The organism is Aquimarina ulvae, assembly GCF_053613295.3.
Map to the genome: position 1 here is coordinate 41,263 of NZ_JBSIBP030000015.1, position 25,778 is coordinate 67,040.

Sequence of the window (25,778 nt, forward strand, 5' to 3'; positions counted from 1 at the left end):
ATCACTAAACAATTTGAAACTTAGTCATGGATATTTTTGATAGAATACAACAAGATAACGGACCGATAGGAAGGTTTCAGAGTGAGATTGAAGGTAAATTTGCCTTTCCTAAATTCAAAGGGAAAATTTCTAACCATATTTCTTTTGGAAACGAAAGGCTAATTTGTTGGAGTTACAATAATTATTTGGGACTGGCAGGTTCGAGTGAGATTAATAAAATAGATTCTTTTGCGCAAGAAAAATGGGGGATAACCTATCCAATGGGATCAAGAATGATGACCGGTGATACCTCTCTACATAATGAGTTTGAAAACAATATTGCTGCCTTTATAAATATGGAAAAAGCATTACTGCTCAATTTCGGTTATCAAGGAATGATATCTGTTATAGACTCATTATTATCTCCTAATGATGTTGTTATTTCTGACGCGCAATGTCATGCGTGTATTATAGATGGTATAAGATTACACCGAGGGGAAAGATTAATTTTTGAACATAATAACATTGAAAGTTTAGAGCAAAAATTAAAGATAGCCGAAGAAATTGTTCAAAAAACAAAAGGTGGTATTCTTGTTATCACCGAAGGCGTATTTAGTATGTCTGGTGAGCAGGGTAAACTAAAAGAAATATGTGCTCTAAAAGCAACGTATAGTTTTAGGTTTTTGGTCGATGATGCTCATGGATTTGGTGTAATGGGACCTCGTGGGAATGGAACAGTTTGCGCAGAAGGTTTAGAAAAAAAGGTAGATTTATATTTTACAACTTTTACAAAGTCAATGGCATCTTTTGGAGCCGTTATTGCAGGTAAAAAGGAAGTTGTAAATTATTTTAAATATAATTTGCGCTCCCAGATTTTTTCTAAATCCTTGCCAATGCCCGTAGTTTATGGGTTAAATAAAAGGTTAGAAATCATTAACAATGCAAACAGTAATAGAGCAAAACTTTTTGATATTTCTACTAGGCTTCGAGAAGGTCTAAGAAAAAGAAAACTACTCTCCAATGAAGTTAACACGCAAATTACACCAGTTTCTTTTGCTCTAAAACTAGATGATGTACTTAATATTCAGAAAGAATTAGTCTATAGTCAAGGAGTTTTTTGTTCTGTAATTATCTATCCTGTCGTACCTAAAGGAGTTGTTATTTTTCGCTTAACTCCAACTAGCTTGCATACAACAGAAGATGTTCATCGCACACTAGCGGCATTTGATAATGTATTTGAAAAGTATATAAAAAACTACACTAATTTTTCTGCACATACGATATGAGTAATTATTATTCATATCAAAACATACCAAAGCAATCTTTTGGAGGTAAAGCCGATGGGCTAATATCCCTTTATAAGAAAGGGTTTCATGTTCCTCCTTTTTATATAGTTCCTAATTGTACTATTCAAAATATTATTTCTCAAAAATATACAATTGCATCGCTCTGTAATGAGTGGAGCAAAAACGTTCATGCAAGCCACAAATCATTGTGGACTGTGCGCTCCAGTGCCGATGTAGAGGACGGCAAAAATAAATCATATGCTGGTATTTTTATCACAGAGATTAATTGCAAAATTGATGAATTGGAAACTGCTTTTGAAAAGGTAATTGCTGGTTTTGAACAAGTTCAAAATAAGATTCCAGAATATCACGAAACTGGAGGCTTTGGATTTAATATTGTATTACAAGAAATGATTTGTGGGGAAGTTTCGGGAGTTGGTTTTTCTCTAAACCCTCTTAAAAAAGTGAGCGTAAATCCAATCATTAGTATTATCCCTGGGTTAGGTTTTAAGCTTGTTTCTGGAGAAGAAAATGCTATGATGATTGATCTTGCAACACAGCCTGAAATAATCTCTGATGATGAACATTATAATGGAGAGTTATATGAACCAATTTCAGGTTATAGAAAAAATAGATACAGCAAAGATGAATTATTCGAAAAAATAACCCCGTATATAAAAGAACTTAGAAAAAGCTTACTTAAGATAGATTCGTTACAAGGATATCCAGTGGATACAGAATTTACAATCTATAATAATAAAATATACTGGTTACAGGTACGCCCAATCGCAGCATTGGTTCCAAGAGGAGATTATATAGTATGGGATAACTCTAATATGGATGTGAACTATCCAGGTGCAGTCATGCCACTTACTGTTTCTTTTGTACAACATTCGTATAGCAATGCATACATGGATATGTGTCGGTTTTTGGGTGCTGGGGATTCTTTTATTAAAAAAAATAATTCTCTGTTCAAAAATACGGTTGGTATGATAAAAGGGTGTATGTATTATAATGTTACTGCATACCAACAGCTTTTATATCAGATGCCATTTGGACAAAAAACAAGTCGATTGTTTCCTAAAGCACTAGGAGCTGAAGACGCTACATTTCAGAAGCCATTACAATCAGCATCCATCATAGTCTACTTGCGCCTATTTCTTAGTCTTATTCGAAGTGTATTATTTGCTACATATCATAAAAAGAAATACATATCGCAATATGATAAAATTAGAAAACAATTTGACAACACTTCTTTAAAAAATAAATCACATAAAGAATTGATACAGTATTATAATCGACTAGAAACTGAATTGAGCAGCTATTGGTATGTGCCGATTCTCAATAGCTTGTTCACGATGATCATATATAATGGTCTTCATAAGGTACTATCTCGGTCTAAACTACATAAGAAATATCCAAATTTTCTTAATGATTCATTAATGGGGAGTGGCCACGTAGTTTCTATGGAGATTATACATGAATTACAAGATCTTACACATCGTTTACGTCAACATCCTAATGTGAAAAAAGTAATTCTAGAAAAAGAAAGTATACAGGTGTTGCCATATCTTAAAGAGCATTATTCTGAATATTTTAAGCTTATCACTTTATATATTCACAAATATGGAGAACGGTCCGATGAAGGGGAGTTAAAAATTGAAACAATAAATTATAGGGAAGATCCTACCAGATTTATTGCCTTTCTTAGATCAAATTTATCTGTTTCGCAACACAAGACAGTAACTAAAGATAAGTTTAACTATGAACACGTTCTTAAAGAAACTTATAGAACAAATCCTTTTAAGTTACTCTTTCTAAAAATAGGAATAAAATTAACAATAAAGCGTGTACGCGATCGAGAAAACTTTCGTTTTATACGTACGAAAACCTTTGACATTGTACGACAAATTTTTAGAGAAATTGATCGTAAATTACTTCAACATAACGTAATCCTTACCGCTGGAGATTCTTTATACCTGCATTTTGATGAATTGATGCATCCAGACTCATGGTTATCTCAATATAATAATCTCATTTGTGAACGAAAAGCAACATATGCTGCTTATCAAGATGTCAAACATCCAATACGGTATCACGAAGTTAATAATGAATTATACGCTTTGGAAGAAAAGGAGTCTACTTCAAAAAATGGACTGGATGGGATTGCTTGCAGTAGTGGCATTGCGCAAGGAGAAGTTTTGTTAGCTACTGCTCAAAATATACATGAGTTAGAGATTGCAGGAAAAATCTTGGTCGCTCCTTTTTTCGAACCTGGCTGGGTTGGATTGTTTTCTAGAGCCGAAGGAATTATTTCTGAACGGGGAAGTTTACTCTCTCACACTTCTATCTTATGTCGTGAAATGGGAATACCTGCAATTATAGGTGCAAAAAAAAGCACTAAAAACCTTTGTGATGGAGATACCATTAAAATGAATGGAGCCACAGGTTCCATTGAAAAAATAGATCATTTATGAATACCTTTAAAATAACAGCATTATTATCTCATATTCAATTGACATCAGAAGAATTAGATACTTGTAGAACGGCGTTAACGCCTTTACAATCTAGTAATCATGATCAACATGTATTTTATGAATATTGTTTTCAATGGAAAATGGCTCCTTGGATCTACTTGCAACTCCAAAAACATGAATTTTTGTCATTTTTTGATGAGGATGTTATTGAACGATTCGAGAATGCATATCAAGATGTGAAGGAAGAGAATGAAAACAGAAATAAGATTGCGATGCAATTTTTACAGGCCTTTCACGAACATAATATAGATGTTGTTATTTTAAAAGGTAATGCTTTTATCCAAACTATCTATGATGATGTAGGCTATAAAAAAATGAACGACTTTGATATTTTGATAAAGTCTGAAGATTGGCCACAAATTGAACAAATCTATTATGATTTAGGATATATACCCTTAGGGTTTGGTTGGAGTGGAGAAAAACAAAAACCAGCAAAGTACAGTCCTACTAGTGTTCCTTTTATTAGTACGGATTTTAACTGTATCATTGGAACACAATGGGGTTTGAAATCATCTACGACTCATTTTACAGTTGATACAAATGAAATGTGGGATACGGCTATACCGCTCAGTTTTCATGGGATTCCTTGTAAACAATTATCTCCAGAATATAATCTTATTCACTTAATCTTACATCTAGGCGTATATAAATGTGGTACACGAGATTGTATGGATCTCTATAATTTGATTCTATCAACAAATCTAGATGTAGAAAAGCTATTTTCGATTATAAAAAAAACAAACGCAATACAGAAGTCTCGGTACGCACTAGAGATGTGTCGTCTTTGCTCTTGTCATATTCCAGAAGAATGGATACAGCGATTGCCAAAGGGAAAACCATCTTTTATTAATAAGCGACTACGTAAAAGACTCCAAATGGTTAACGAAACAGGAGATATGCACGAATCGTACAACGATTATTTTCAGGACATTGAAAAAAATGTTATTCACTATTATTTATTTCCAGAATTTCATAAAAGAATCTATTACTTTTTGAGAGTTCTACGTTTCATCCATTTTCCGGATATACAGCACGCACTTAAGTTTCTAGATAAATCCCATAAACCTACCATATTCAATAAAATAAGAGGAAGAATACTAGGCCCTTGGTTTTCTTTTTCGATGATTGCCCAAGAAATCGGATGGAAATATGGCAGTTTACTTTATTTAAAAATGTGGGTAGATACCGCCTTATCACCGTTAAATTATTTTATCTCCAAAGAGTCTTATTTCCAATATCTAAAAAAGAAAGAAATAAAACCTGATCAAATTAAAAAATTAGTAGATAATGTCCAATAAGAAACCAACTATCATTTGTATCACTGGCCCAGATGGATCTGGAAAATCAACGCTCATTTCTAATTTAATGGATGAGTTGCCAAATAGTATAGAAGTAACCATATGGGATGCACTCAATAATGAGATAGTTACGCTTTTTAAGACTAAAGGAGATATCGATGACTATCTATGTGTCCTCTCACCAAACGCTCGCTTATTGTTCTTAGCACACGCGTTGCAATATGCAATCGATAAAGTACTTACTTCTGGTGTAAATACTATTTTTATAAATGGCTATTCTTATAAATATTTTTCATCTGAAAAAGTTTTAGGTGCGGATCAAACATTGATTAATTCTTTGGTTCCTAATTTTCCTATACCTGACAAAACAATTTTTCTTTCCGTCTCGCCAGAAATAAGTAAAGCTAGAAAGAATTATCTATCACGTTATGAATGCGGTTGTAGAGCAGCTACAGCAGAACATTTTATAGATTTCCAGAAGAAAGTAAACATTGCTTTTGAAGGCTTTATTCAATCAGAATGGTTTATACTGGATGCCAAGAATTCTCCTGAAGTATTAAAAGACAAAACACTTAAAATTATAGCACAATGATCAAAACGATTCTTATAACAGGTTTGGACGGTTCTGGTAAAAGTACCTTATTTTCTAAACTAGAGGCCGAATGTATTGAGCATGTAACTTTAGTTTCACCGCTTCATGTAGATGTAGATTCATTACCAGATACTTCTTCTCTAAAACAACCAATACAACTTCTTAAATCCTTAAGTGAAGAAGCAGGTGCAAATAAAAGAGACGATCTTAAAGCAATGGTTCTTTTCTTTGCGATGGTATTGTTTGAAAAATTAGTTTCCGAGAAAACGACAACAACTACGCGTATTGTTATATGCGAAAGACATCCGTTAATTGATACTTTTGTCTATGCGCAGTTTTATTTACCTCGTTTAGGTTCTTCAGGTAGTAGTATGAATTTCGAAATGCTAATCTATTATACTACAAAATATGAAGCCTTATTCTCTTTTGTTTTAGAGCAGCTTCCTATCGAAAATAAAGAAGAAGGAGTGTTGGCTATCTTTAAATTTATAAAAACCTTTTTTGTAAGAAAAACTTTTCCCGATGCTGAAACTAAAAGAGTATTTAAAACTAGTTTACCGGATCAAATTTTCTTTTTAAAAGCAGCTCCTGAAATTCTTATGGAGAGAATCTCCTCTAGAGAAGTTATAGAAGCTCACGAAAAACTCTCCGTGTTATCTAATTTAGAAACTACCTATGAAACTTTATTTAAAAAAGTAGCTAGTGACAATAAAACAGCAATTGAAAATATAGATGCTACTACATTTGATCATTTAGATGCCTTTTACATAAGACTAATTACAGAAATTACAAACTAATATGGAAAATTATCCAATTGTACCTGGTAGAGGGTTAGTCACCCCACATTCTACTAAACTACGTTTAGAACATCTAGATAAGGAAGGATATGATTCTAGTCAAGTTTCTATGTCTGGCCTTTCGCATTCAGAAGTTCAAAATAAAATTGAATCCTATATTGGTTCTGTAGAGATTCCTGTAGGGTTGGTTGGTCCATTATTACATCTTCAAGATGATAAAGAAGAATTAGTGTATGCTGGTGCAGCGACTTTAGAGGGAGCTCTTGTTGCAAGTATGAATAGAGGTGCCAAAGCTGCCAGTTTAAGTGGTGGCGTTAAAACCACCTTTGTATATCAAAGAATGGTGCGTTGTCCTATGTTTATTTTTCATACGCCAGAGAATGCGTTACTATTTATAAACTGGCTTTCCTGCAATTTTGAAAATATTAAAAAAGAAGCCGAACAGTATTCTAATCATGCACAATTAAAATCTTTAGAGCCTGTCATTATAGATAACATCGTACACACTCGTTTTTATTATACAACAGGCGATGCTTCTGGACAAAATATGACTACAACCTGTACATGGCATGCCATGCTTTTTATTGTTAATCGATTTACCGAAGAAACACAAATCCTAATAAAAAACTATGTTATAGAAGGTAATGGTTCTTCAGATAAAAAGGTGTCAGTTCATGCTGTTCAAAAAGGAAGAGGAGTACGTGTTAGTGCCAAATGTTACCTGAAAGAAACTGTCATAGAAAAAGTACTTCGTACTACTTCTGATAAATTGATGGAGTGCTATGTTCCTTCTGTTACTTTGACAAAGATAGATGGGATGTTTGGCTACAATATCAATGTCGCTAATACGATTGCAGCTGTGTTTGCCGCTACTGGCCAAGATTTAGGTAGTCTTCATGAATCGTCGGTTGGGATGCTGCACCTAGAAAAAAAAGAGGATAAGCTTATTATCTCGCTTACATTACCTACACTCGTAGTTGGTACTGTTGGAGGTGGAACATCCCTTCCTAAACAAAACGAAATACTTCGATTAATGAAGTGCGAAGGTGATGGAAAAGTAGAAAGGTTTGCACAATTAATTGCAGCGTTTGCCCTTTCATTAGAGATATCAACGCTTGCGGCTATTGCAAGTGGTGAGTTTGCAAAAGCCCACGAGAAATTGGGAAGAAACAAACCTGTAGATAGGCTTACACGTTCAGATTTAAATGCTGAGTTTATTGGTCAGATCATTGAGCAGGTTAATCCGGAATACAAGGGCTTTTCCATCCAATTTGATCAACAAGAAATGGAAAATGGTATCACCACTAACCTTACGTGTATGACATCTAAAAAAACAATTGGATTCTTTCCTTTTCAAGCAAAAAATAGTAAAGAAACCGTTTCATTATTGATCAAATCAAAGGCACTTGATATAGATGTTATTAAAGGATTGCATAGCATGGCAGCTTCTATTGATCCTTCTTTATCAGATCTTATTTATAGATACCGTCATCAGACCGAATATTTCAACTGTCATACAAAAGAATTGTTTATTTATGAAGATTTGTATACGAATGAATTTCGAGTTACACCAAAATATTATGGAAAGAAAGAAAACGTAAATAGAGAGTTATTCTTGCTTATCATGGAATATCTAGATAGTAATACTATGTCGCATTTTAATAGTGAAAATAAACCAGAACTATGGAAATCAGAAGATATAAAAAACGTAATTACTGACATTACAAAAGTGCATCAATATTATCATGCCAAAATCGATACGATTGAAGACTCTCTGATACAACCTTTTAATGTCTCTAATGCTTTTGAACTCTATAGTAAACTAATAGATATTATTATAAAAGAAGAAGACGATATACATGCTGAGGGTAATAACCGATTTAAAATACTAAAAGATTTTCTTACTGACATTATAGATGGTGGACCTGATTATACTCTACCAGTCTGTGTAATACATAATGATTTTAATCCTAGAAATGCAGGTATTCGTTCTAATGGAGATGTGTGTATCTATGACTGGGAATTATCTGTAAAAAACATTCCACATCGTGATGTTGTAGAATTCTTAGCATTTACGTTGGATACTTCTTTCAATATCAACGATCTAAAAAGTTATTTAGAATTTCATACAAAATTATGGCACAAGGATTCAAATGATGTAAACTGGATGTGTGGTTATATCTACGCTTTAAAAGAATTTTTGGTCTGTCGTATGTCTTTTTATAAAGCTGCTGAAATACTAATGAAACTAAAATTCCCAGATCGAGTAATTGAAAACTGTTTTAAAATGATAGATTGTATAAAACAAGAATATATGTCAGTTAGTATGGATGTTGTTACGCATACACAATTTAGGTAGGAAGGTTGATGGTTAAAACACCTTTTGTTGTTCACCAAGGCATTTATTTTAGTTGTTATTTCTGATTATTGAATTACAAAACGGCCGTAAACTCCTTGTATTTTAGCAATATATGTTCCCTTACTAAAATTACTAGCTTCTAATTCTCCAATACGATTATTAATTTCTTTCTGCAGTATTAATCTTCCGCGTAAGTCATATATTTTTACTATTCCGATTGTTCTTTTCGATTCGATAATAATAGGCTGGTTTTTTACAGGAATAGGATATAACAAAATTCCTCTAGAAGAAAGAAGATTATCATCTACCCCTAAGGTTGTGTCACAGGTTGCATTACCATAGATGTTTACTTCTACAATACTTGCAAAACCAGAGCCGACATTATTTCCGTTAGAGGTAAATTTCACATATCTACCTGTTGCATTGCTAAGATCAAAGAGTTGTTCTGTATTTTCTGCACCTGTTTCAATCGTACTATCTTGTCCTGTCAATACGTTGGTAAAGACCCCAGTTTGATCATTTGATACTGCGATATCAAAGTTGATTGTTCTTTCATCGGCTTTTAACACATGAATTCCAATTTGACTTAGAATTCGGATACACGACAGATCAAAGGTTATGGAAACTTCTGGTTCTGTATTGGCGTCTCCTGTCCAATATTCTGTTGCAGTAACAGTATCATCCCATGCAAATTGAGGTCCTACATTAGGTTTGCCTGATTCAGTTCCTATAGCAGTTGCATCGACAATTGTAATTTCTTCAGAAAACATATTCGATTGTACTATGGTCAACGTAGTAGTCAAATTACTTCCTCCAGCAGTCTCACTTATAGTTACTGTAGCTGTACGCTGAGCGGATGAAGTGTTTTCTGTAAAATTGGCCGTAATTACAGCAGAGTTACTTCCTGAAGAGGTGTTAAAAGTTAACCAATCTGCATCGTCTGCAATACTCCAATCAACATTAGCATCAATATCAAATAAAGTATTTCCTGCGCTTCTGGCTACGTTTATAGATGTAGTGTTTGTGATCAATCTAGGAGTGTTAACACCAGTTCCACCAAAACCAATAGATACCCCAACATCTGCCGTAGTGTATGGAATACGAGAACCACCTGAATTAAATTCTTCAGCTCCAGCATCTAGGTTTCCAGAACGATTTCCTCCTAAAATATCGGTATTAACAAAAGGGTAGTTTCCAACAGAAGCATCAATTGCCGGGCTTGTGCTTCCTAATTCGTAATACAAAACCCCGTTTTCTAGAAGCCCATTAGTAATTACTTGATTGTTATTAGCGCCTGTAGTAAGATCCCACGCCCCATTTTGAGTAATATTTCCCTGATAAATAGAAGAACCTATTGGAGTCGTTTGTTCATCAACAGCATTTTCTTCGGTATTGATCATGATATTATTTGCAACTACCAAGTTCTCCGGTGCTAATGATAAATCACTTCCAACGTTAGTTCCAATTCTAAATCCATAGTCACAATTTACAAATGTATTGTTAACAATGGTGGCATCTTTAACCTGATAATAACCGTTAAGAGCTGAGTTAGGACGACCATTAGAAACATTAATAGCCCCAGCAGTATTGGTATTGGATCCATCTGGTTTTTCAGAATTCACTCCTTCAATATAATTATTGTATACTTTATGTCCTTCTCCGATTACACGAATACCACCCGAGAAAAGATTGTTTTCAGCAAAAAAGAAATTGTTATATACTTCGCAATCATTTCCGTGTCTTAGGGTTAGTGTCCCTTGGTAGTCTCTAAAAGTATTATTGTAATATTTGTTCTCACCACTCTTATTAGATATAATTTCCACTTCTCCAGACCAATTATAAAATAAGTTGTCATATACTTTGGTATTAGATGGGTGTAATGAAGTACTACTATTTCCAATTCTTATGGCGTCCTGATCATTCTCATCATTTACAACACCAACGGGAATACGGTCAGCGAAGTAATTATGGTGTATTTTTGTAAAATCCGGCTCAGCAAACTCAGTTGACGTGGAATTTCTGTTATCATTTATAATACTCCCTATACCATATTTTCCTAAAAAAGAACTGAAGCTTATTTCGTTATATTGTCCATAAACAATGATCCATTTAAATGTCAGTAGTTCTTGAGCGGTGGTACCATTATAGCTGTCTATTTTTATGTTTGTAATTTTACAATGATTACATTCATTGTTACCAGAGTCTCTAAACTCTATTACAGGTTCTATGATACTTCCACTTACATCTAAGTTGGATGGGTTTTGAAAAACAACACCTTCAAAAACGATATAAGAACCACCCAAGCTTACTCTAGAGTTTCCTTCAAAAAATACGGATCCTGGTGTTTGTGCCTGAATAGTAACAGGATTTGTCTGTGTACCATTTTTATTAATATTAATGAATACGTCTGTCCAAGTTCCATCGGCTAAAATAATAGTTGTTCCTGCAGAAGCATTAGTAATAGCAGCTTGCAGTTCGGTAGTATTGCTTACCGTTTGAGCGGATATCTTGCCAAAAAGTATGATCAATACTAAAGTATTGGCAAATAAGGTTGAATAATTTTTCATGAGTAGGGCGTTACTTTTAGTATTTTAAATTGGTTAACCAATCTGGTTGATCAAACAAATATACTATTCATTTTTGAAAAATCAATAATTTTTTTTGGAAAACAAAAACGCCCTCAAGAATATTGAAGGCGTTTTATTATAAACTATATTAAGAAATAATATTTAACTTTCTTTTTTGTCATTTCTAGGTTTTCGATCTCCTCTGGACTTATCATCTCTTGATTTATCACCTTCTTTTCTGGGAGGTCTTGGCAATAAGGCTTTTCTGGAAACTTTCTCTTTGCGTGTTCTTGGGTCTATACCAAAATACTTTACATCCATCACGTCGCCCATGTTCACAACATCACTAACATTTTCTGTGCGCTCCCAAGCTAGTTCAGAAACGTGAAGTAATACTTCATTACCTGGTGCATCTATATATTCTACCACTGCGCCAAAATCTAACATTTTGACTACCTTAACTTCATATATACTACCCACAACAGGCTTAAAAGTTATAGAATCAATTTTAGCCAACACTGCGTCGATTCCTTCCTGACCAGTACCTAGAATTTCTACGATACCTTCTTCAGTAACAGGGTCTTCATTTATAACAATCGTAGTGCCTGTTGCTTTCTGTAATTCTTGAATTACTTTTCCTCCAGGGCCAATAAGCGCTCCTATAAATTCTCCCGGAATAGTTCTGGTAACCATTTTTGGAGCGTGTGCTTTTACATCTGCATTAGGTGCAGCAATGGTATCTGTTAATTTTTCAAGGATATGTAAACGTCCATCACGAGCTTGCTTTAATGCATTTACTAAAATCTCGTAGCTCAATCCCTTTACTTTAATATCCATCTGACAAGCAGTTATTCCCTCAGAAGTTCCGGTTACTTTAAAGTCCATATCTCCTAAATGATCTTCATCACCTAAAATATCAGATAATACTGCATATTTTCCAGAATCAGCATCAGAAATCAATCCCATTGCAATACCAGAAACTGGTTTTTTCATTTGTACTCCGGCATCCATTAATGCCATAGTTCCAGAACAAACAGTCGCCATAGAAGAAGAACCATTAGATTCTAATACTTCAGAAACTATACGAACGGTATACGGACAGTCTTCTGGGATCATTCCTTTAAGTGCACGCTGGGCTAAGTTACCGTGTCCAACTTCTCTACGAGAAGTACCTCTAATTGGGCGTGCTTCTCCTGTACAGAAAGGAGGGAAGTTATAATGAAGATAGAATGTTTCTTCACCTTCATATGATGGCATATCTATCTGATTGGCTTCTCTGGATGTTCCTAAAGTTACTGTAGCTAATGCCTGCGTTTCTCCTCTTGTAAAAATTGAGGATCCATGTGTAGAAGGTAAATAATCTACTTCACACCAGATAGGTCTAATATCCGTAGTTTTTCTGCCATCAAGACGCAACCCTTCATTTAGTGTAAGATCACGAACAGCAGCTTTCTCCGCTTTTGAGTAATATTTCGATATAAGGTCTCCAATATCTTCTAGTTCTTCTTCTGAAAACGTAGCTTTTATTTCTTCTTTTATCTCAGAAAAGGCAGCACCTCTTTCATGTTTAGAAGAACCTTGTTTAGCGACAGCATATACTTTGTCATATGCCATATCATAAATTTTCTGAGCTAATTCTTCATCTTCTCTTTCTGGCTCATATTCACGTACTTCTTTCCTTCCAAATGCTTCTGCTAATCTTTCCTGGGCAGCACACTGAACTTTGATAGCTTCGTGTGCGAATTTGATAGCTTCCGTCATTTCTTCTTCAGAAATTTCATCCATCTCCCCTTCAACCATCATCACCGAATCGGCAGAGGCACCAATCATCATATCGATATCAGATTCTTCTAATTGAGCTCTTGTTGGGTTGATGACAAATTTACCGTCTACACGTCCGACTCTTGCTTCGGAGATAGCACATTCAAAAGGGAAATCTGATAACTGAATAGCCGCAGAAGCTGCTAATCCAGCCATAGCATCCGGCATTACCTCATCGTCGTGAGACATTAATTGTATCATTACCTGAGTTTCTGAATGATAGTCTTTTGGGAACAAAGGTCGCAATACACGATCTACCAACCTCATTGTTAATACTTCACCATCACTTGGTCTTGCTTCTCTCTTAAAAAAGCCACCAGGATAACGACCTGCAGCAGCAAACTTCTCTCTATAATCAACAGTTAATGGTAGAAAATCTACATCACTTTGCTTATAATTAGACACCACTGTACATAATAGCATACACTTGCCTGATTGTACAACAACAGAACCATGTGCCTGCTTTGCTAATTTTCCGGTCTCTAAAGTGATTTCTCTTCCATCACCCAGGTCTATGACCTCTCTATAAACTTTTGGAATCATATTTTTTTTGATTCTAACCTTTTTAAATAATTCGGATCTATATAACTCGAATTACCAAAGGTTTAATTAAACATTGGTTTCCGTCTTACTCGGACGGACAAGGTTGTGTTGTTGTAGTTGTTGTGCGACCAATGAAAAACTAAGGCATTCATTCTGACCATCATTGGATCAAAATGTTTTTATTTTAATTTTCTAACATTAAGAAGTGATTATAATTAAAAAGAGAGGCATACAGCCTCTCTTTTTTGATTATTTTCTTAATCCTAATTCTTTTACTATTGCACGATATCTCATAATATCTTTTTTGATAAGATAATCTAAAAGATCTCTACGTTTACCTACAAGCTTTACTAATGAACGCTCTGTATTATAATCTTTACGATTATTTTTTAAATGTTCAGTTAAGTGCGTAATTCTTTGAGTAAACAATGCGATTTGTCCTTCTGCAGAACCGGTGTCATTTTTGCCTTTTCCGTGTTTTGCGAAGATTTCTTCTTTAGCTTCTTTTGTTAAATACATTCCAATATTATTTAAATGATTTTTATGTATAGATAGCATTCTACTACCAGCGTGCAAATATAATACTTTTTAGATTAGAAATGCTTTTTGGTAAAAAAACATTTGTATTAAACCTTTTCTAAACAAACAAGTCTTAGAATAGTAACATTAAAAATTAATACAATGAAGAATAACATTTTAAAATTTGGTCTAGTCGTATGCTTATCTACAGTTTTAGTGGGATGTAATAATGAAGAAGTATCAGAACAGTTATCGTCAAATAGTATGGATAGTCAAGAAGCAGTACTTACAGCAAGTGTTAATGATGGGTTAGAGGTATTCAGCGATCTTACTTTACAGGGTTTTGAAGATGAAGAGCGTATAGCTAAAAATGGGAACATTAGATTTTTGCCTGATTGTGCTGCCGTAACAACAGTATTAACCGGTACTATTAAAAATGTAACTATAGATTTTGGAACGGAAGGTTGTGAAATAAGAAGTGGGCATCTGGTAAAAGGAAAGATCTTTATGTCGTACGAACTAAATGTAGAAGCTATGTCTTTAGTAATTAATTATGGCGTAGAGGATTTCTTTATTGATGATATACAATTTGCTGGTTCCCGAACTTTAACAAGACTTAAGTCAAATGATAACGGTAACCCAGAGTATTCAATGAATCTGGATTTTACAGTAACATTTGCTGATGGTAAACAAGCGTCAAGAACAGGTTCTAAAACCCGTGAATGGATTGAAGGTGTTTTTAATGGTAATTGGGGTGATAATGTTTTCTTAATAACAGGTTCATGGCAAACTAATTATGCTAATGGAAATACAAATAGTGCTACTATTACAACACCTTTACGTCGCGAAGCTAGCTGTAGATTTTTGGTAAGTGGAGTAGTGGGGTTAGTACGAACAAATTTTACTGGTTCATTAGATTATGGAGATGGGACTTGTGATAACAATGCGATATTTACAAACGCCGATGGTGAGGAAAGAGCATTGTTTTTATAGCATTCAGATTGGTTTAAAAAGCATCTTTTACATGATGCTTTTCTAATGCTTCTACATATTTTATAGATGTATTTGATGTGAAGTAGATAATCATTTTATAAATATGTGCTTTTTAAAAACGAAACCCGGTTTATACCGGGTTTACATTATTGTTTTTTTAATTTTATTTTGATCTAATTAGTAGGTAAAGGTCGATTCATAATTAGATTTAGATATAAGTTTATTTTTTCTTTTAGATTTTGCCTGGGTGTTATAAAATCAAGGAAACCGTGTTCTTTAAGAAATTCTGCTGTTTGGAAACCTTCAGGAAGTTCTTTTCCCGTGGTATCCCTTACGACACGAGGCCCGGCAAAGCCTATTAATGCTCCTGGTTCTGCAATATTAATGTCGCCAAGCATAGCAAATGATGCTGTTGTACCTCCTGTAGTTGGGTCCGTACATAAGGAGATATATGGAATACCGGCATCAGCCAATTGAGCGAGTTTTGCAGAGGTTTTTGCAAGTTGCATTAATGATAAAGCTGCCTCCATCATACGAGCTCCTCCGGATTTTGAGATAATCATAAAAGGCATCTTGTTCTTAAGAGCATAATCAGCTGCTCTTGCAATTTTTTCTCCTACAACGCTTCCCATAGAACCTCCAATAAATGAAAAGTCCATACAGGCAATTACCAAGTCATTGCCATTGGATTTACCAACAGCAGTTCTTACCGCGTCTTTTAGATTTGTTTTTTCCTGAGCATCTTTAAGACGGTCCGTGTATTTTTTTTTGTCTTCGAATTTAAGAGGATCTTTAGAAGTTAAGTTTTTGTCTAATTCTTTGAACTTGTTATCATCAAAAAGAATTTCAAAATATTCTTTACTACCGATTCTTACGTGATATCCGTCTTCAGGACTCACATAAAAGTTTTTTTCTAATTGTTCTGCGTCAACTATTTTACCTGTCGGGGATTTGTACCAAAGTCCTTTAGGGACATCTTTCTTGTCCTCAGTAGCAGTTTGTATACCTTTTTGAGTTCTCTTAAACCAAGCCATAAATTATCTGTATTAAAAAAGCTGAAACTCTATATTGTTTTGAGTTTCAGCTTGGTTTTCTATCTGGTTATAATGTATTTACATTATTTAAATCTTCAAAAGCCTTTTTGAGACGGTTCTTAAAAGTAATTTCTCCTTCTCTTAACCATTTTCTCGGATCGTAATATTTTTTATTAGGCTCTTCTGATCCATCAGGATTTCCAATTTGTGTTTTCAGGTATTCTACTTTGCCAGTCATATAATCCCTAATACCTTCACAAAATGCAAATTGAAGATCTGTATCAATATTCATTTTAATAACCCCGTATCCTATTGCTTCTCTAATTTCTTCTAATGTAGAACCACTTCCTCCGTGAAACACGAAGTCAATGTGGTTATGTTCTACGCCATATTTTTCTGAAATAAATTCTTGAGAATTTTTAAGGATTTTTGGAGTTAATTTCACATTACCAGGTTTGTAAACACCATGAACGTTACCAAAAGCTGCTGCTACTGTAAATTTATCACTTACCTTGCTCAGCTCCTCATAAGCATAGGCTACTTCTTCTGGTTGTGTATATAATTTAGAATCATCTACATCACTATTATCTACACCATCTTCTTCACCTCCGGTAATTCCAAGTTCAATTTCTAAAGTCATACCCATTTTACTCATTCTTGAAAGGTATTCTTTACAAATTTCTATATTTTCTTCTATTGGCTCTTCAGACAGGTCAATCATATGAGAACTGTAAAGAGGTTTTCCAGTTTCTTTGTAGAAAGCTTCTCCTGCATCTAAGAGTCCGTCTATCCAAGGCAGTAATTTTTTCGCACAGTGGTCAGTATGCAAAATTACAGGCACTCCATACGCTTCAGCCATTAAATGTACATGTCTGGCTCCTGCTGTAGCCCCTGCGATCGCTGCTTTTTGGTCTTCGTTAGAAAGGCCTTTTCCGGCATTAAATTGTGCTCCTCCATTAGAGAATTGGATGATTACGGGTGAGTTTAATTCTGCCGCAGTTTCCAATACTGCGTTAATCGAATTGGATCCAATTACATTTACCGCTGGTAGTGCAAAAGCTTTTTCTTTAGCGTACTTAAAGATTTCCTGCACTTCGTCTCCTGTAGCAACTCCTGGTTTGATGTTGTGACTCATAATTTACTTTTAGTTAATAAGCCTACAAAAATAATAAAATAATACGGAATCGATTTTATATTTGAAGATGAAAAGTAACAATGCTTTCAGAAAGGATAATTAATTCCTACATTATAAACTGCTTCTGAGAAGTTATAACCTTTAAACCATCGTTGATCCTCAATGTTAGCAGGATTAAATGTTTTAAATCCAATATCAAGTCTCACTACAAAGAAGTCAAAATCATACCGGAGGCCTAAACCACTACCTACGGCTATTTCCTGAAGGTCATCCCATCTCGAAAAAACGGCATCTTCTTCTTCTACACTGTCCAGCACGTTCCAGATATTACCTGCGTCAATAAAGAAAGCACCATTTAGAGCACCCAAAATGTTATACCGGTATTCTGCATTTAAAGCTAACTTCATGTTAGCTTCGTTAAACTCATTTCTCCCACCGCTACTTCCTGGACCCAGATCATACGGTAACCATGCGCGATTATCATTAGGTCCTCCTCCGAAAAAGCTTCGTGCAAATGGAATACTGTTAGCATTTCCGTATGGCAGTGCAATACCTCCAAACACTCTAAAGGCTAAAACACTTTTTCTGCCAAGCTCCCAATGTTTAATATAATCTAATTCCGTTTTGGCGTATTGCGAAAACTCAACACCAAATACTTCTAAACGATTGTTAGCGTTCTCTTTTAGTCCCAGAATGTTAGACGCTGTCTTCAATACGTTTCCAGCAAATTCTATTTTTACTCTAAATCTAGAGAAATTTTCGTCATAAAGATTCTCCCGATTATTTTTTAGATAGGTATAGCTAGATGCAAAAATCAGGTTGTCTTCTGTCAGTCTTTCTTTTCTTTCGTTAATATTTCTAATTTCCTGTAGTTGATCTGCAGTTAGATCATTATTTGGAGTTTCTCCCAGAGATTGTGTAATAAAACTATTAGCTCCAGTTGGTATCGTTAATACACTTTGATTTGTGTTTTCGACGTCAAAAAACGGTGAATTGGGAGCTAATACTTCTGTAGCGATATTGTTTAGCCTGCTAAATGAGTTGGAGTATACATTAAAATAATTACCAGTATTTAGGTTGCGTACATATTGTACATTTACCAAGTCAACCTGATGCGTAAGTTTTGTGCTTGGTTTCCACTGATAATTAAAAATTCCTGAGGCATTTTGTTTGTCAAGCCCTATGTTTTGTTGTGTGTTGATACCAAAAATAAGATTGGTCGTTGGGGACATATATTTAGGAATGATTTTCCTAGTTTGAAAAGGGAATATTATTTTAGGAAATGATAATTTAAGATCCACACCAATTTCCGAAATATCAAAAAACTGTCCATCCGGATCTACCGGATCTTTTGATGAACCAACACTTCCTCTGGCCGATATTTCAAAAATTTCTGCACCGCCAAAAACATTTCGAATCAAAAAGGACCCGCTAAAACCAATTCCAAATACTTGTATATTAGAGGTAGATACATCAAATTCTACATTAGTGCTGTATTTTTTTCTGGGCGTCAATAGCACATTAGCAATAAGGTCAGTTCCTTTTGGGTTATTGGGGTCTATACTGTATCGTATATTAGGATATTTAAATGTTTTTAGATTACTAATTTGGTTATAGGTAAGGGTTCTGTCCCTGTCTCTAAAAATTTCTCCAGGTGTTATCAGAATAGAATTAGCAATTGCTTTGCGGGTATACCTAAGTTTATCATAGCTGTAAATATTATATCCGTTGTAAGACGCGCTATCTTTTGGTTTTTGGTTTCTGTTTTTGTATGAATAATCTGTAAAAACATTTACCTTACTGATTTTGTGAACCCTAAATGGAATTTTTATCGTCTGTTCTTCTTCAGTAATCCGTCTGTTATTGATCAGTAAGTTAAGTTTAATTTTTTTATTGGTATTGATAGTATCTGCATCGAATTTTATAAATTCCTTTTCGAAATGATACAAACCAGAATTTCTGTACAAACGGGTTAATCGTTCTCTTTCTGCTTCTATATCCAATGTTCTGTATTGTTTTCCAGATATTATGGTTGATTTGTTTTGGTTTAGTTTATAGATAGAGTCTGCAGCTTTGGATTCTATCTTTGTATACAAGGAGTCAATGAAATATGGTTTATGAGGTTTGACGAAATAGGATATTGATGCCCTTTGGTTCTTTTCATAATTTATTTTGTAATCAGCCTCTATGTTAAACCAGCCGTTGTTCCAGTAGTAAGATTCTAATCGCTTTACAGAACGTTTTGCTTTTGATTCATCAACGATAACTGGGGCTTCACCAGTTTTTTTAAGCCAATTATTGATGCCAGCATACCCAACTCCTAATCGATTTACCTGTTTCTTTGATAAAAAATTAACTAATCTCTTCTCTCTATTTGGATTTTTATGAAGCCAGCTTTGATAGGAAGAATCAGGGTTTACCTTAGCGAAATTATAAATATGCAATCTAAATGGAGTCCAGGCAAGCTTTGTGTTGGGCTTCTGGTATAGCTGATTGTATAACTTAGTGTTATTGGTTTTAACACTATCAACAAAAATTTCATTTTTAGTTAATAGGTGTTCTTCTTCTTTCACTCTTTTAATTGCATTACATGAAATTAAAAAAGTTGTAGTTACTACAACAAACACTATTTTTGTGAGCAGGTGTTTCAATCGAAATTCATTATTGTGTCAAAAATACATTATTTGTATGGTTAGCAAAAACCAAAAGAAATTAATAAATAGTTTACATCAAAAAAAATACCGAAAACAACACGGATTGTTTGTTGCAGAAGGTAAAAAGGTAATTAAAGAGTTTTTAGAAGCGGGTCTTAAACTTCATTCTTTATTTACTTTAGATTCCACATATTTTGAAACTTTTTCTAATGACACCTATATCGTGACTGAAGCCGAGCTAAAAGGCATTAGCTTTCTGACAACGCCTCAAGTGGCTTTAGCCGTGTTTCACGTGCCGAATGCAAGATCCATTGATCCTCAAGGATTAATTTTGGCACTGGATGATGTGCGGGATCCAGGCAATTTGGGGACTATTATTAGGCTATGTGATTGGTTTGGTATTACCGATTTGGTCTGTTCTGAACAAACTGTTGATTGTTATAATCCTAAAGTCATTCAGGCTACAATGGGTTCAGTTACTAGGGTGAATATTGTATATACCGATTTGTATAGTTTTTTGAATGATCAAAAAAAAGTGACGCCTATTTATGGGACTTTTATGGATGGTCATACCATTTATCAGAAGCAATTACCCCAAAATGGAATTGTTGTTATGGGTAATGAAGCTAATGGCATATCAATGAAAATTGAGCAATTAATATCTCAAAAAGTTACTATACCCAGATTTGGAAAGACTCAAAAAACAGAAAGCCTTAATGTAGCAACTGCCACTGCGATCATTCTAAACGAGTTTAGGCGCGCCTAGGTGGTATCTTCCTATTGAAAAGTAAAGTTGATAAAAATCCCTCGGGATGACATTTTATCTATCGCGGATGTATAAGGACTATCTGGGTCTGCATCAGCGACTAATTCGTCAGACATAGCAAAAACGCCTCGTATAGAAGGAGTGAATTTAAAATAGAACAAATAAAAATCTATTCCAAAACCAAGCTCAAAATAATTAGTGTTCGTTTTGGTTCTGAACTGCCCCACGCTATTATCATCTGGATTATCCTCATTACTAGATAAATTAAGAGAAGTAGACACTCCTCCTACAATAAAAGGTTTAAAATTGTTAAGTCTTTTTGTAGAAATTTTTAGTAATAAAGGGATATGAACATAGGTCGATGTTACTTCCCTCTGAGATTGATTTTCATCGATGTCAGGTGAATTAAAAGTAAGATCTCTTCTCACAAAAGATACCTGAGGCTCTAATCTAAGGTCCAGGTAATCGTTAATTCTCATATTGCCCAATAATCCTACATTAAATCCTACAGATTTAGCAACCAATATATCTCCATCTAATATTGGATCCTCTCCTTCTGGAGTGGCTTTGTAATCAAAATTAAAGTCGTAGCTGTTAAAACCAAGAATATATCCCCAACTTAATCGAGGTTTGTCATAGTTCTGAAGGTTTCTAACCCTTTCTTTAGAAAATAATTGTGCACTCACATTCTGAGTACATACAATAACAGCTATTGCTATAAAAAGTTTTTTCATATTATTTTGTGGCTGTATAAATAGTGGCAACACCAAAAGTTTGCGGATTATCCTCGACTTCTATAAACCCAATTTTTCTCAAAATATTGTTGAAAGCGTCTCCATAAGGAAAAGCTGCTGCACTTTCGCTAAGGTATGAATAAGCAGATCGGTCTTTAGAAAACATCTTTCCAATTAAAGGAAGAATTGTAGAAGAATATAGTCTGTACCCTTGTTTATAAGGAGTCTTGGTAGGGATGGAGGTTTCTAAAACAACGAAAATACCTTCAGGTTTTAATACTCTGTATATTTCAGAAAGTCCTTGTTCCAAGTCTTCAAAATTTCTTACACCAAAAGCTACGGTGATAGCGTCAAAATAATTTTCTTCGTACGGTAAGCTTTCTCCATCCCCTTTGACCATGGAGATGATTTGATCCAGATTTTTCTCTTTTATCTTGTCTTTTCCTACAGCTAGCATCCCTGCCGAGATATCCAAACCAATAATTTCTAAAGCACCGGTTTTGGCTAGATTAATAGCCAGATCACCTGTTCCTGTAGCAACATCCAAAATTCTATTAGGTTTAGAATTTGTAACAATTTTCACGACCTTCTTTCGCCATTTTACATCAATCCCAAAAGAAATCACTCGGTTAAGACCATCGTAATTGCCTGAAATAGTATCAAACATTTTGGTAACCTGCTCTTTCTTGGTCGCGTTTTTGTCTTTATATGGAGTTATCTTTTCTGACATTCAAAAAAAATTTAGGCAAATATACATTTTTGATATGGATCGTAGGAAAAGATTGTCATTTTGTTGTGATAAGCTTATTGTTTTGCTTGCACTTTTACTACGCTATTATGTAAATCAATAAACGAGATAAAATAAAAATGCATCTAAGTCGCTATTTATTAATTATTTTCACCAGTTTCTGAAATTCCACTATCTTTGTACGCTTTTATTTTTTCAGCTATTCATTTTCATTTTTATGATGGTGTGCTTGACTGAAGTTTAATTTTATCTTTTAATGATAAATAATAAATAAATACGGATGAAAATTATTATTGCCGGAGCTGGTGAGGTCGGATTTCATTTGGCAAAACTACTTTCATTTGAGTCTCAGGATATTACGCTTATTGATCCTGATAAAGAATGCTTGAATTATGCAGATAGTCATCTAGATATTAGAGTAATTAAAGGAGATGCTACATCTATAAGTATTCTGAAAGATGCCAGAGTGCAGAATGTAGATATGGTGATTAGTGTTACTTCTAGTGAAACTACCAATATTACTGTTTGTGTATTAGCAAAACAATTGGGTGCAAAACGAACTATTGCACGAATTTCTAACACGGAGTTTATTGAAAACAAGGAAGAAGTTGGTTTTATTAAATTTGGAATTGACGAATTGATTTCGCCAGAAGCCTTAGCAGCAAGTGAAATAGAATTGCTGCTCAATCAATCTGCTTTTAGTGATAGTTATGAGTTTGAAGAAGGTGCGCTTACTATGGTAGGTACCACCTTGTCTGAGAGCGCTCTGTTTGTAGATAAAACTGTTAGGGAAGCTGCAGAGATATTCCCTGAATTACATTTTATGCCAATCGCAATTCAGCGATCAGGAACGCAATATACAATCATTCCTAGAGGAGATACTAAGTTTAAAGAAGGGGATCAGGTATATTTTGTTACCTCAAAAGGCGGCGTAGAAGAGCTCTATAAATTAACCGGAAAGGTAAAAGAGCAGATCAAAAAAGTGATGATTTTGGGAGGTAGTAAAATTGGATATAAGACCACCTGCGACCTGTGTGATCATAAATTCAGGGTGAAACTTATTGAAAGTGATAAAGATAAAGCATTTGATCTAGCAGACGACCTTCCTAATGCGCTAATCATAAATGGAGATGGTCGTAATGTAGAACTTCTGGAAGAAGAGAATATAGACGATATGGATGCCTTTATTGCAGTAACAGGTAATTCTGAAACAAATATCATGTCGTGTTTAGTGGCGAAGTCAAAAGGAGTTCGTAAAACCATTGCTTTGGTAGAAAATATGGATTACTTTCAGCTTTCACATTCTATCGGAATCGATACCTTAATTAATAAAAAATTATTGGCGGCTAATAATATCTTTAGATTTATTAGAAAAGGAGAGGTGGTGGCCATGACCAAGCTAAATAATATGAATGCCGAGTTGCTGGAGTTTGTCGTAAAGCCGACTTCTGAAGTAAGTGATAATTTGATTAGAGATCTTGATTTTCCTCGTTCTGCTATTATTGCGGGAGTGATTAGAGATGGTGTTGGGATGATCCCACTTGGTGGTTTTTATATCAAAGCAGGGGATAGGGTAGTGGTTTGTTGTTTACCCAAATCCATTAAGAAAATAGAAAACCTCTTCTTGTAAAATGTCTAAGCTAAATTTTAAGATTATTACTCATATTATGGGGCTTTTATTGCTCTGTAATGGAGGATTTATGCTGTTAGCAACTATTGTAAGTTTTATTTACAAAGATGGTGTGACTATGCAAATTATGCTGTCGGCATTGTCTACAATGTTTATAGGAATAATTTTGATGTTTCTTACCAGAGAACATGAGAAATCCATCAATAAAAGAGAAGGGTATATCGTTGTTACCTTTGGTTGGATATTTATGTCCCTTAGCGGAACTTTACCTTATTTATTTTCTGAAGCAATTCCGTCGTTTACAAATGCATTTTTTGAGACAATGTCGGGATATACCACTACAGGAGCTTCTATACTAAACGAAATAGAAATTGTTCCTAAAGGAGTTTTGTTTTGGCGTAGTCTTACCCATTGGATTGGTGGTATGGGAATTATAGTACTCGCTGTTGCCATTTTACCATTATTAGGAATAGGTGGGATGCAGTTATTTGCTGCAGAAGCTCCCGGTCCCAGTGCTGATAAATTACATCCGAGAATTACAGACACTGCCAAAAGACTATGGCTCATCTATTTTGGATATACAGTGGCAGAAACCATTTTACTAAAACTAGCTGGGATGGATTTCTTTGATGCTATTAATCATGCCTTGAGTACGCTGTCTACAGGAGGTTTTTCTACAAAGAACGCTAGTGTAGCGTATTGGAACGATCAACCACTGATTCAATATATTATTATATTGTTTATGTTTTTGGCTGGGATGAATTTTATATTGAGCTATTTTGGTTTCAAAGGAAAATTCAGAAAGTTTTCAAAAGATGAAGAATTTAAATGGTATGCCATTTTTTTAGTGGCTTTTACCTTGGTATCAGCTTTGATTATTTATCTAAAAGCAGATCCGGCAAATTCTGTCATAGATCATCCAATGGTTTTAGGGGAGGCAGAGAGTGCTTTTCGTCATGCATTGTTTCAGGTGTTGGCGGTTGTTACTACCACTGGATTTGTGTCTGCTGATTTTACCGTTTGGACTCCTTTTTTGAAAATCGTTTTCTTTGGGTTAATGTTTCTAGGAGGATCAGCTGGATCCACAGCGGGAGGAATGAAGATAGTAAGACACCTTATTACTATTAAGAACGGTATTTTAGAGTTTAAACGAACGTTACATCCCAGAGCGGTTTTACCAGTGCGATATAATCAAAGAGCCGTTTCAAAAGAAATCGTATTCAATGTGTTGGCATTTTTTATTTTATACATGTTGTCATTCATTATTGGATCATTGGTTCTTGGGATGCTCGGATTGGATTTTGAAACCGCTATTGGTGGGGCAGCTTCATCACTAGGAAACGTAGGACCAGCATTTGGTAAATTGAGTCCCGTAAATAACTTTGATGTACTGCCAGCCTTCGGTAAATGGTGGTGTTCTTTTTTAATGCTAATCGGAAGATTAGAACTTTTTACGGTACTAATATTGCTTACTCCATTTTTTTGGAGAAATAGATGATTAAAAAGATTCTTCCCACGGACCAAAAACGTATGGATTAATACTCCAGAGTTCAGCTACTTTTTTGATGGTGTCTTGTACGTTGCCTTTTATGCTTTGTAAATATTTTGGTTCAATATAAAAGATATCAAGTATAGATTCATAATAAGAGGTAGCTGTGTCTTCTATTTCTGAAGGAGTATAGTTTAAGATTTCATCTTCAGAGTGAGGTGCTTTAAAATTTTCTTTGAAAATTTGAAGCACATTTTTTTGAACAATACGTTCTTTTTCAAGAATGTCCATAAATAC

General features: G+C 34.5%; 19 protein-coding genes. 10 read left to right on the forward strand and 9 right to left on the reverse strand.

Features of this window, described 5'->3' with window-relative positions; translation table 11 throughout:
- Positions 1-26: 26 nt before the first annotated feature.
- The 6 genes from ACWGOQ_RS21805 to ACWGOQ_RS21830 are packed head-to-tail and all read left to right on the forward strand — an operon-like array spanning position 27 to position 8,848.
- The gene (locus ACWGOQ_RS21805; protein WP_452059871.1) at positions 27-1,265 is read left to right on the forward strand and encodes an aminotransferase class I/II-fold pyridoxal phosphate-dependent enzyme; all 1,239 of its coding nucleotides are present in this window, start codon (positions 27-29) and stop codon (positions 1,263-1,265) included.
- Positions 1,262-3,742, forward strand: coding sequence for a PEP/pyruvate-binding domain-containing protein (locus ACWGOQ_RS21810; RefSeq protein ID WP_452059870.1), 2,481 nt, complete (start codon positions 1,262-1,264; stop codon positions 3,740-3,742). The genes ACWGOQ_RS21805 and ACWGOQ_RS21810 overlap by 4 nt, the downstream gene beginning before the upstream one ends.
- Complete coding sequence (locus ACWGOQ_RS21815; RefSeq protein ID WP_452059869.1) at positions 3,739-5,100, forward strand: nucleotidyltransferase family protein; 1,362 nt, start codon at positions 3,739-3,741, stop codon at positions 5,098-5,100. The genes ACWGOQ_RS21810 and ACWGOQ_RS21815 overlap by 4 nt, the downstream gene beginning before the upstream one ends.
- Positions 5,090-5,692: a nucleoside/nucleotide kinase family protein gene (locus ACWGOQ_RS21820; RefSeq protein ID WP_452059868.1), complete on the forward strand. Its 603-nt coding sequence runs from the start codon at positions 5,090-5,092 to the stop codon at positions 5,690-5,692. Before ACWGOQ_RS21815 ends, ACWGOQ_RS21820 begins: the two co-directional genes overlap by 11 nt.
- A complete protein-coding gene (locus ACWGOQ_RS21825; RefSeq protein ID WP_452059867.1) occupies positions 5,689-6,489 on the forward strand; it encodes a hypothetical protein in 801 nt (266 codons plus the stop codon). The genes ACWGOQ_RS21820 and ACWGOQ_RS21825 overlap by 4 nt, the downstream gene beginning before the upstream one ends.
- Position 6,490: 1 nt before the next feature.
- Positions 6,491-8,848: a hydroxymethylglutaryl-coenzyme A reductase family protein gene (locus ACWGOQ_RS21830; RefSeq protein WP_452059866.1), complete on the forward strand. Its 2,358-nt coding sequence runs from the start codon at positions 6,491-6,493 to the stop codon at positions 8,846-8,848.
- Positions 8,849-8,913: 65 nt separating this feature from the next.
- Here ACWGOQ_RS21830 and ACWGOQ_RS21835 read toward each other — a convergent pair whose 3' ends face one another.
- The 3 genes from ACWGOQ_RS21835 to rpsO all read right to left on the reverse strand — a co-directional run bounded on the left by ACWGOQ_RS21835 (position 8,914) and on the right by rpsO (position 14,298).
- On the reverse strand, positions 8,914-11,415 hold the full coding sequence (locus ACWGOQ_RS21835; protein ID WP_452059865.1) for a chondroitinase-B domain-containing protein: 2,502 nt from the start codon (positions 11,413-11,415) through the stop codon (positions 8,914-8,916).
- 162 nt (positions 11,416-11,577) lie between these two features.
- The gene (locus ACWGOQ_RS21840) at positions 11,578-13,779 is read right to left on the reverse strand and encodes a polyribonucleotide nucleotidyltransferase (protein ID WP_452059864.1); all 2,202 of its coding nucleotides are present in this window, start codon (positions 13,777-13,779) and stop codon (positions 11,578-11,580) included.
- A gap of 249 nt (positions 13,780-14,028) precedes the next feature.
- Complete coding sequence (gene rpsO / locus ACWGOQ_RS21845) at positions 14,029-14,298, reverse strand: 30S ribosomal protein S15 (RefSeq protein ID WP_452059915.1); 270 nt, start codon at positions 14,296-14,298, stop codon at positions 14,029-14,031.
- Between the two features lie 162 nt (positions 14,299-14,460).
- On the opposite strand from rpsO, the gene ACWGOQ_RS21850 reads away from it, so the two are divergent.
- Positions 14,461-15,291, forward strand: a complete 831-nt coding sequence (locus ACWGOQ_RS21850; protein WP_452059863.1) for a hypothetical protein — start codon at positions 14,461-14,463, stop codon at positions 15,289-15,291.
- 173 nt (positions 15,292-15,464) lie between these two features.
- Here ACWGOQ_RS21850 and accD read toward each other — a convergent pair whose 3' ends face one another.
- The 3 genes from accD to tamL all read right to left on the reverse strand — a co-directional run bounded on the left by accD (position 15,465) and on the right by tamL (position 20,087).
- Positions 15,465-16,325, reverse strand: coding sequence for an acetyl-CoA carboxylase, carboxyltransferase subunit beta (gene accD / locus ACWGOQ_RS21855; protein WP_452059862.1), 861 nt, complete (start codon positions 16,323-16,325; stop codon positions 15,465-15,467).
- Between the two features lie 67 nt (positions 16,326-16,392).
- Complete coding sequence (gene fbaA / locus ACWGOQ_RS21860) at positions 16,393-17,460, reverse strand: class II fructose-bisphosphate aldolase (protein ID WP_452059861.1); 1,068 nt, start codon at positions 17,458-17,460, stop codon at positions 16,393-16,395.
- An 86-nt stretch (positions 17,461-17,546) separates the two neighbouring features.
- Positions 17,547-20,087 (reverse strand): translocation and assembly module lipoprotein TamL, encoded by a 2,541-nt coding sequence (gene tamL / locus ACWGOQ_RS21865; RefSeq protein WP_452059860.1) that lies wholly within the window; start codon positions 20,085-20,087, stop codon positions 17,547-17,549.
- 61 nt (positions 20,088-20,148) lie between these two features.
- Here tamL and ACWGOQ_RS21870 point away from each other — a divergent pair, with 61 nt between their 5' ends.
- On the forward strand, positions 20,149-20,880 hold the full coding sequence (locus tag ACWGOQ_RS21870; protein ID WP_452059859.1) for a TrmH family RNA methyltransferase: 732 nt from the start codon (positions 20,149-20,151) through the stop codon (positions 20,878-20,880).
- A gap of 11 nt (positions 20,881-20,891) precedes the next feature.
- Here the strand turns inward: ACWGOQ_RS21870 and porT are convergent, their stop codons facing one another.
- Positions 20,892-21,614 carry a type IX secretion/gliding motility protein PorT/SprT gene (porT, locus tag ACWGOQ_RS21875; protein ID WP_452059858.1) on the reverse strand — a complete coding sequence of 241 codons (723 nt, stop codon included), beginning with the start codon at positions 21,612-21,614 and terminating at the stop codon, positions 20,892-20,894.
- Position 21,615: 1 nt separating this feature from the next.
- The gene (gene ubiE, locus ACWGOQ_RS21880) at positions 21,616-22,344 is read right to left on the reverse strand and encodes a bifunctional demethylmenaquinone methyltransferase/2-methoxy-6-polyprenyl-1,4-benzoquinol methylase UbiE (protein WP_452059857.1); all 729 of its coding nucleotides are present in this window, start codon (positions 22,342-22,344) and stop codon (positions 21,616-21,618) included.
- A 298-nt stretch (positions 22,345-22,642) separates the two neighbouring features.
- On the opposite strand from ubiE, the gene trkA reads away from it, so the two are divergent.
- Positions 22,643-23,992: a Trk system potassium transporter TrkA gene (gene trkA / locus ACWGOQ_RS21885; RefSeq protein WP_452059856.1), complete on the forward strand. Its 1,350-nt coding sequence runs from the start codon at positions 22,643-22,645 to the stop codon at positions 23,990-23,992.
- Position 23,993: 1 nt separating this feature from the next.
- Complete coding sequence (locus tag ACWGOQ_RS21890) at positions 23,994-25,490, forward strand: TrkH family potassium uptake protein (protein ID WP_452059855.1); 1,497 nt, start codon at positions 23,994-23,996, stop codon at positions 25,488-25,490.
- Here ACWGOQ_RS21890 and ACWGOQ_RS21895 read toward each other — a convergent pair whose 3' ends face one another.
- On the reverse strand, positions 25,491-25,772 hold the full coding sequence (locus ACWGOQ_RS21895; protein ID WP_452059854.1) for a hypothetical protein: 282 nt from the start codon (positions 25,770-25,772) through the stop codon (positions 25,491-25,493).
- Between the last annotated feature and the right edge of the window lie 6 nt (positions 25,773-25,778).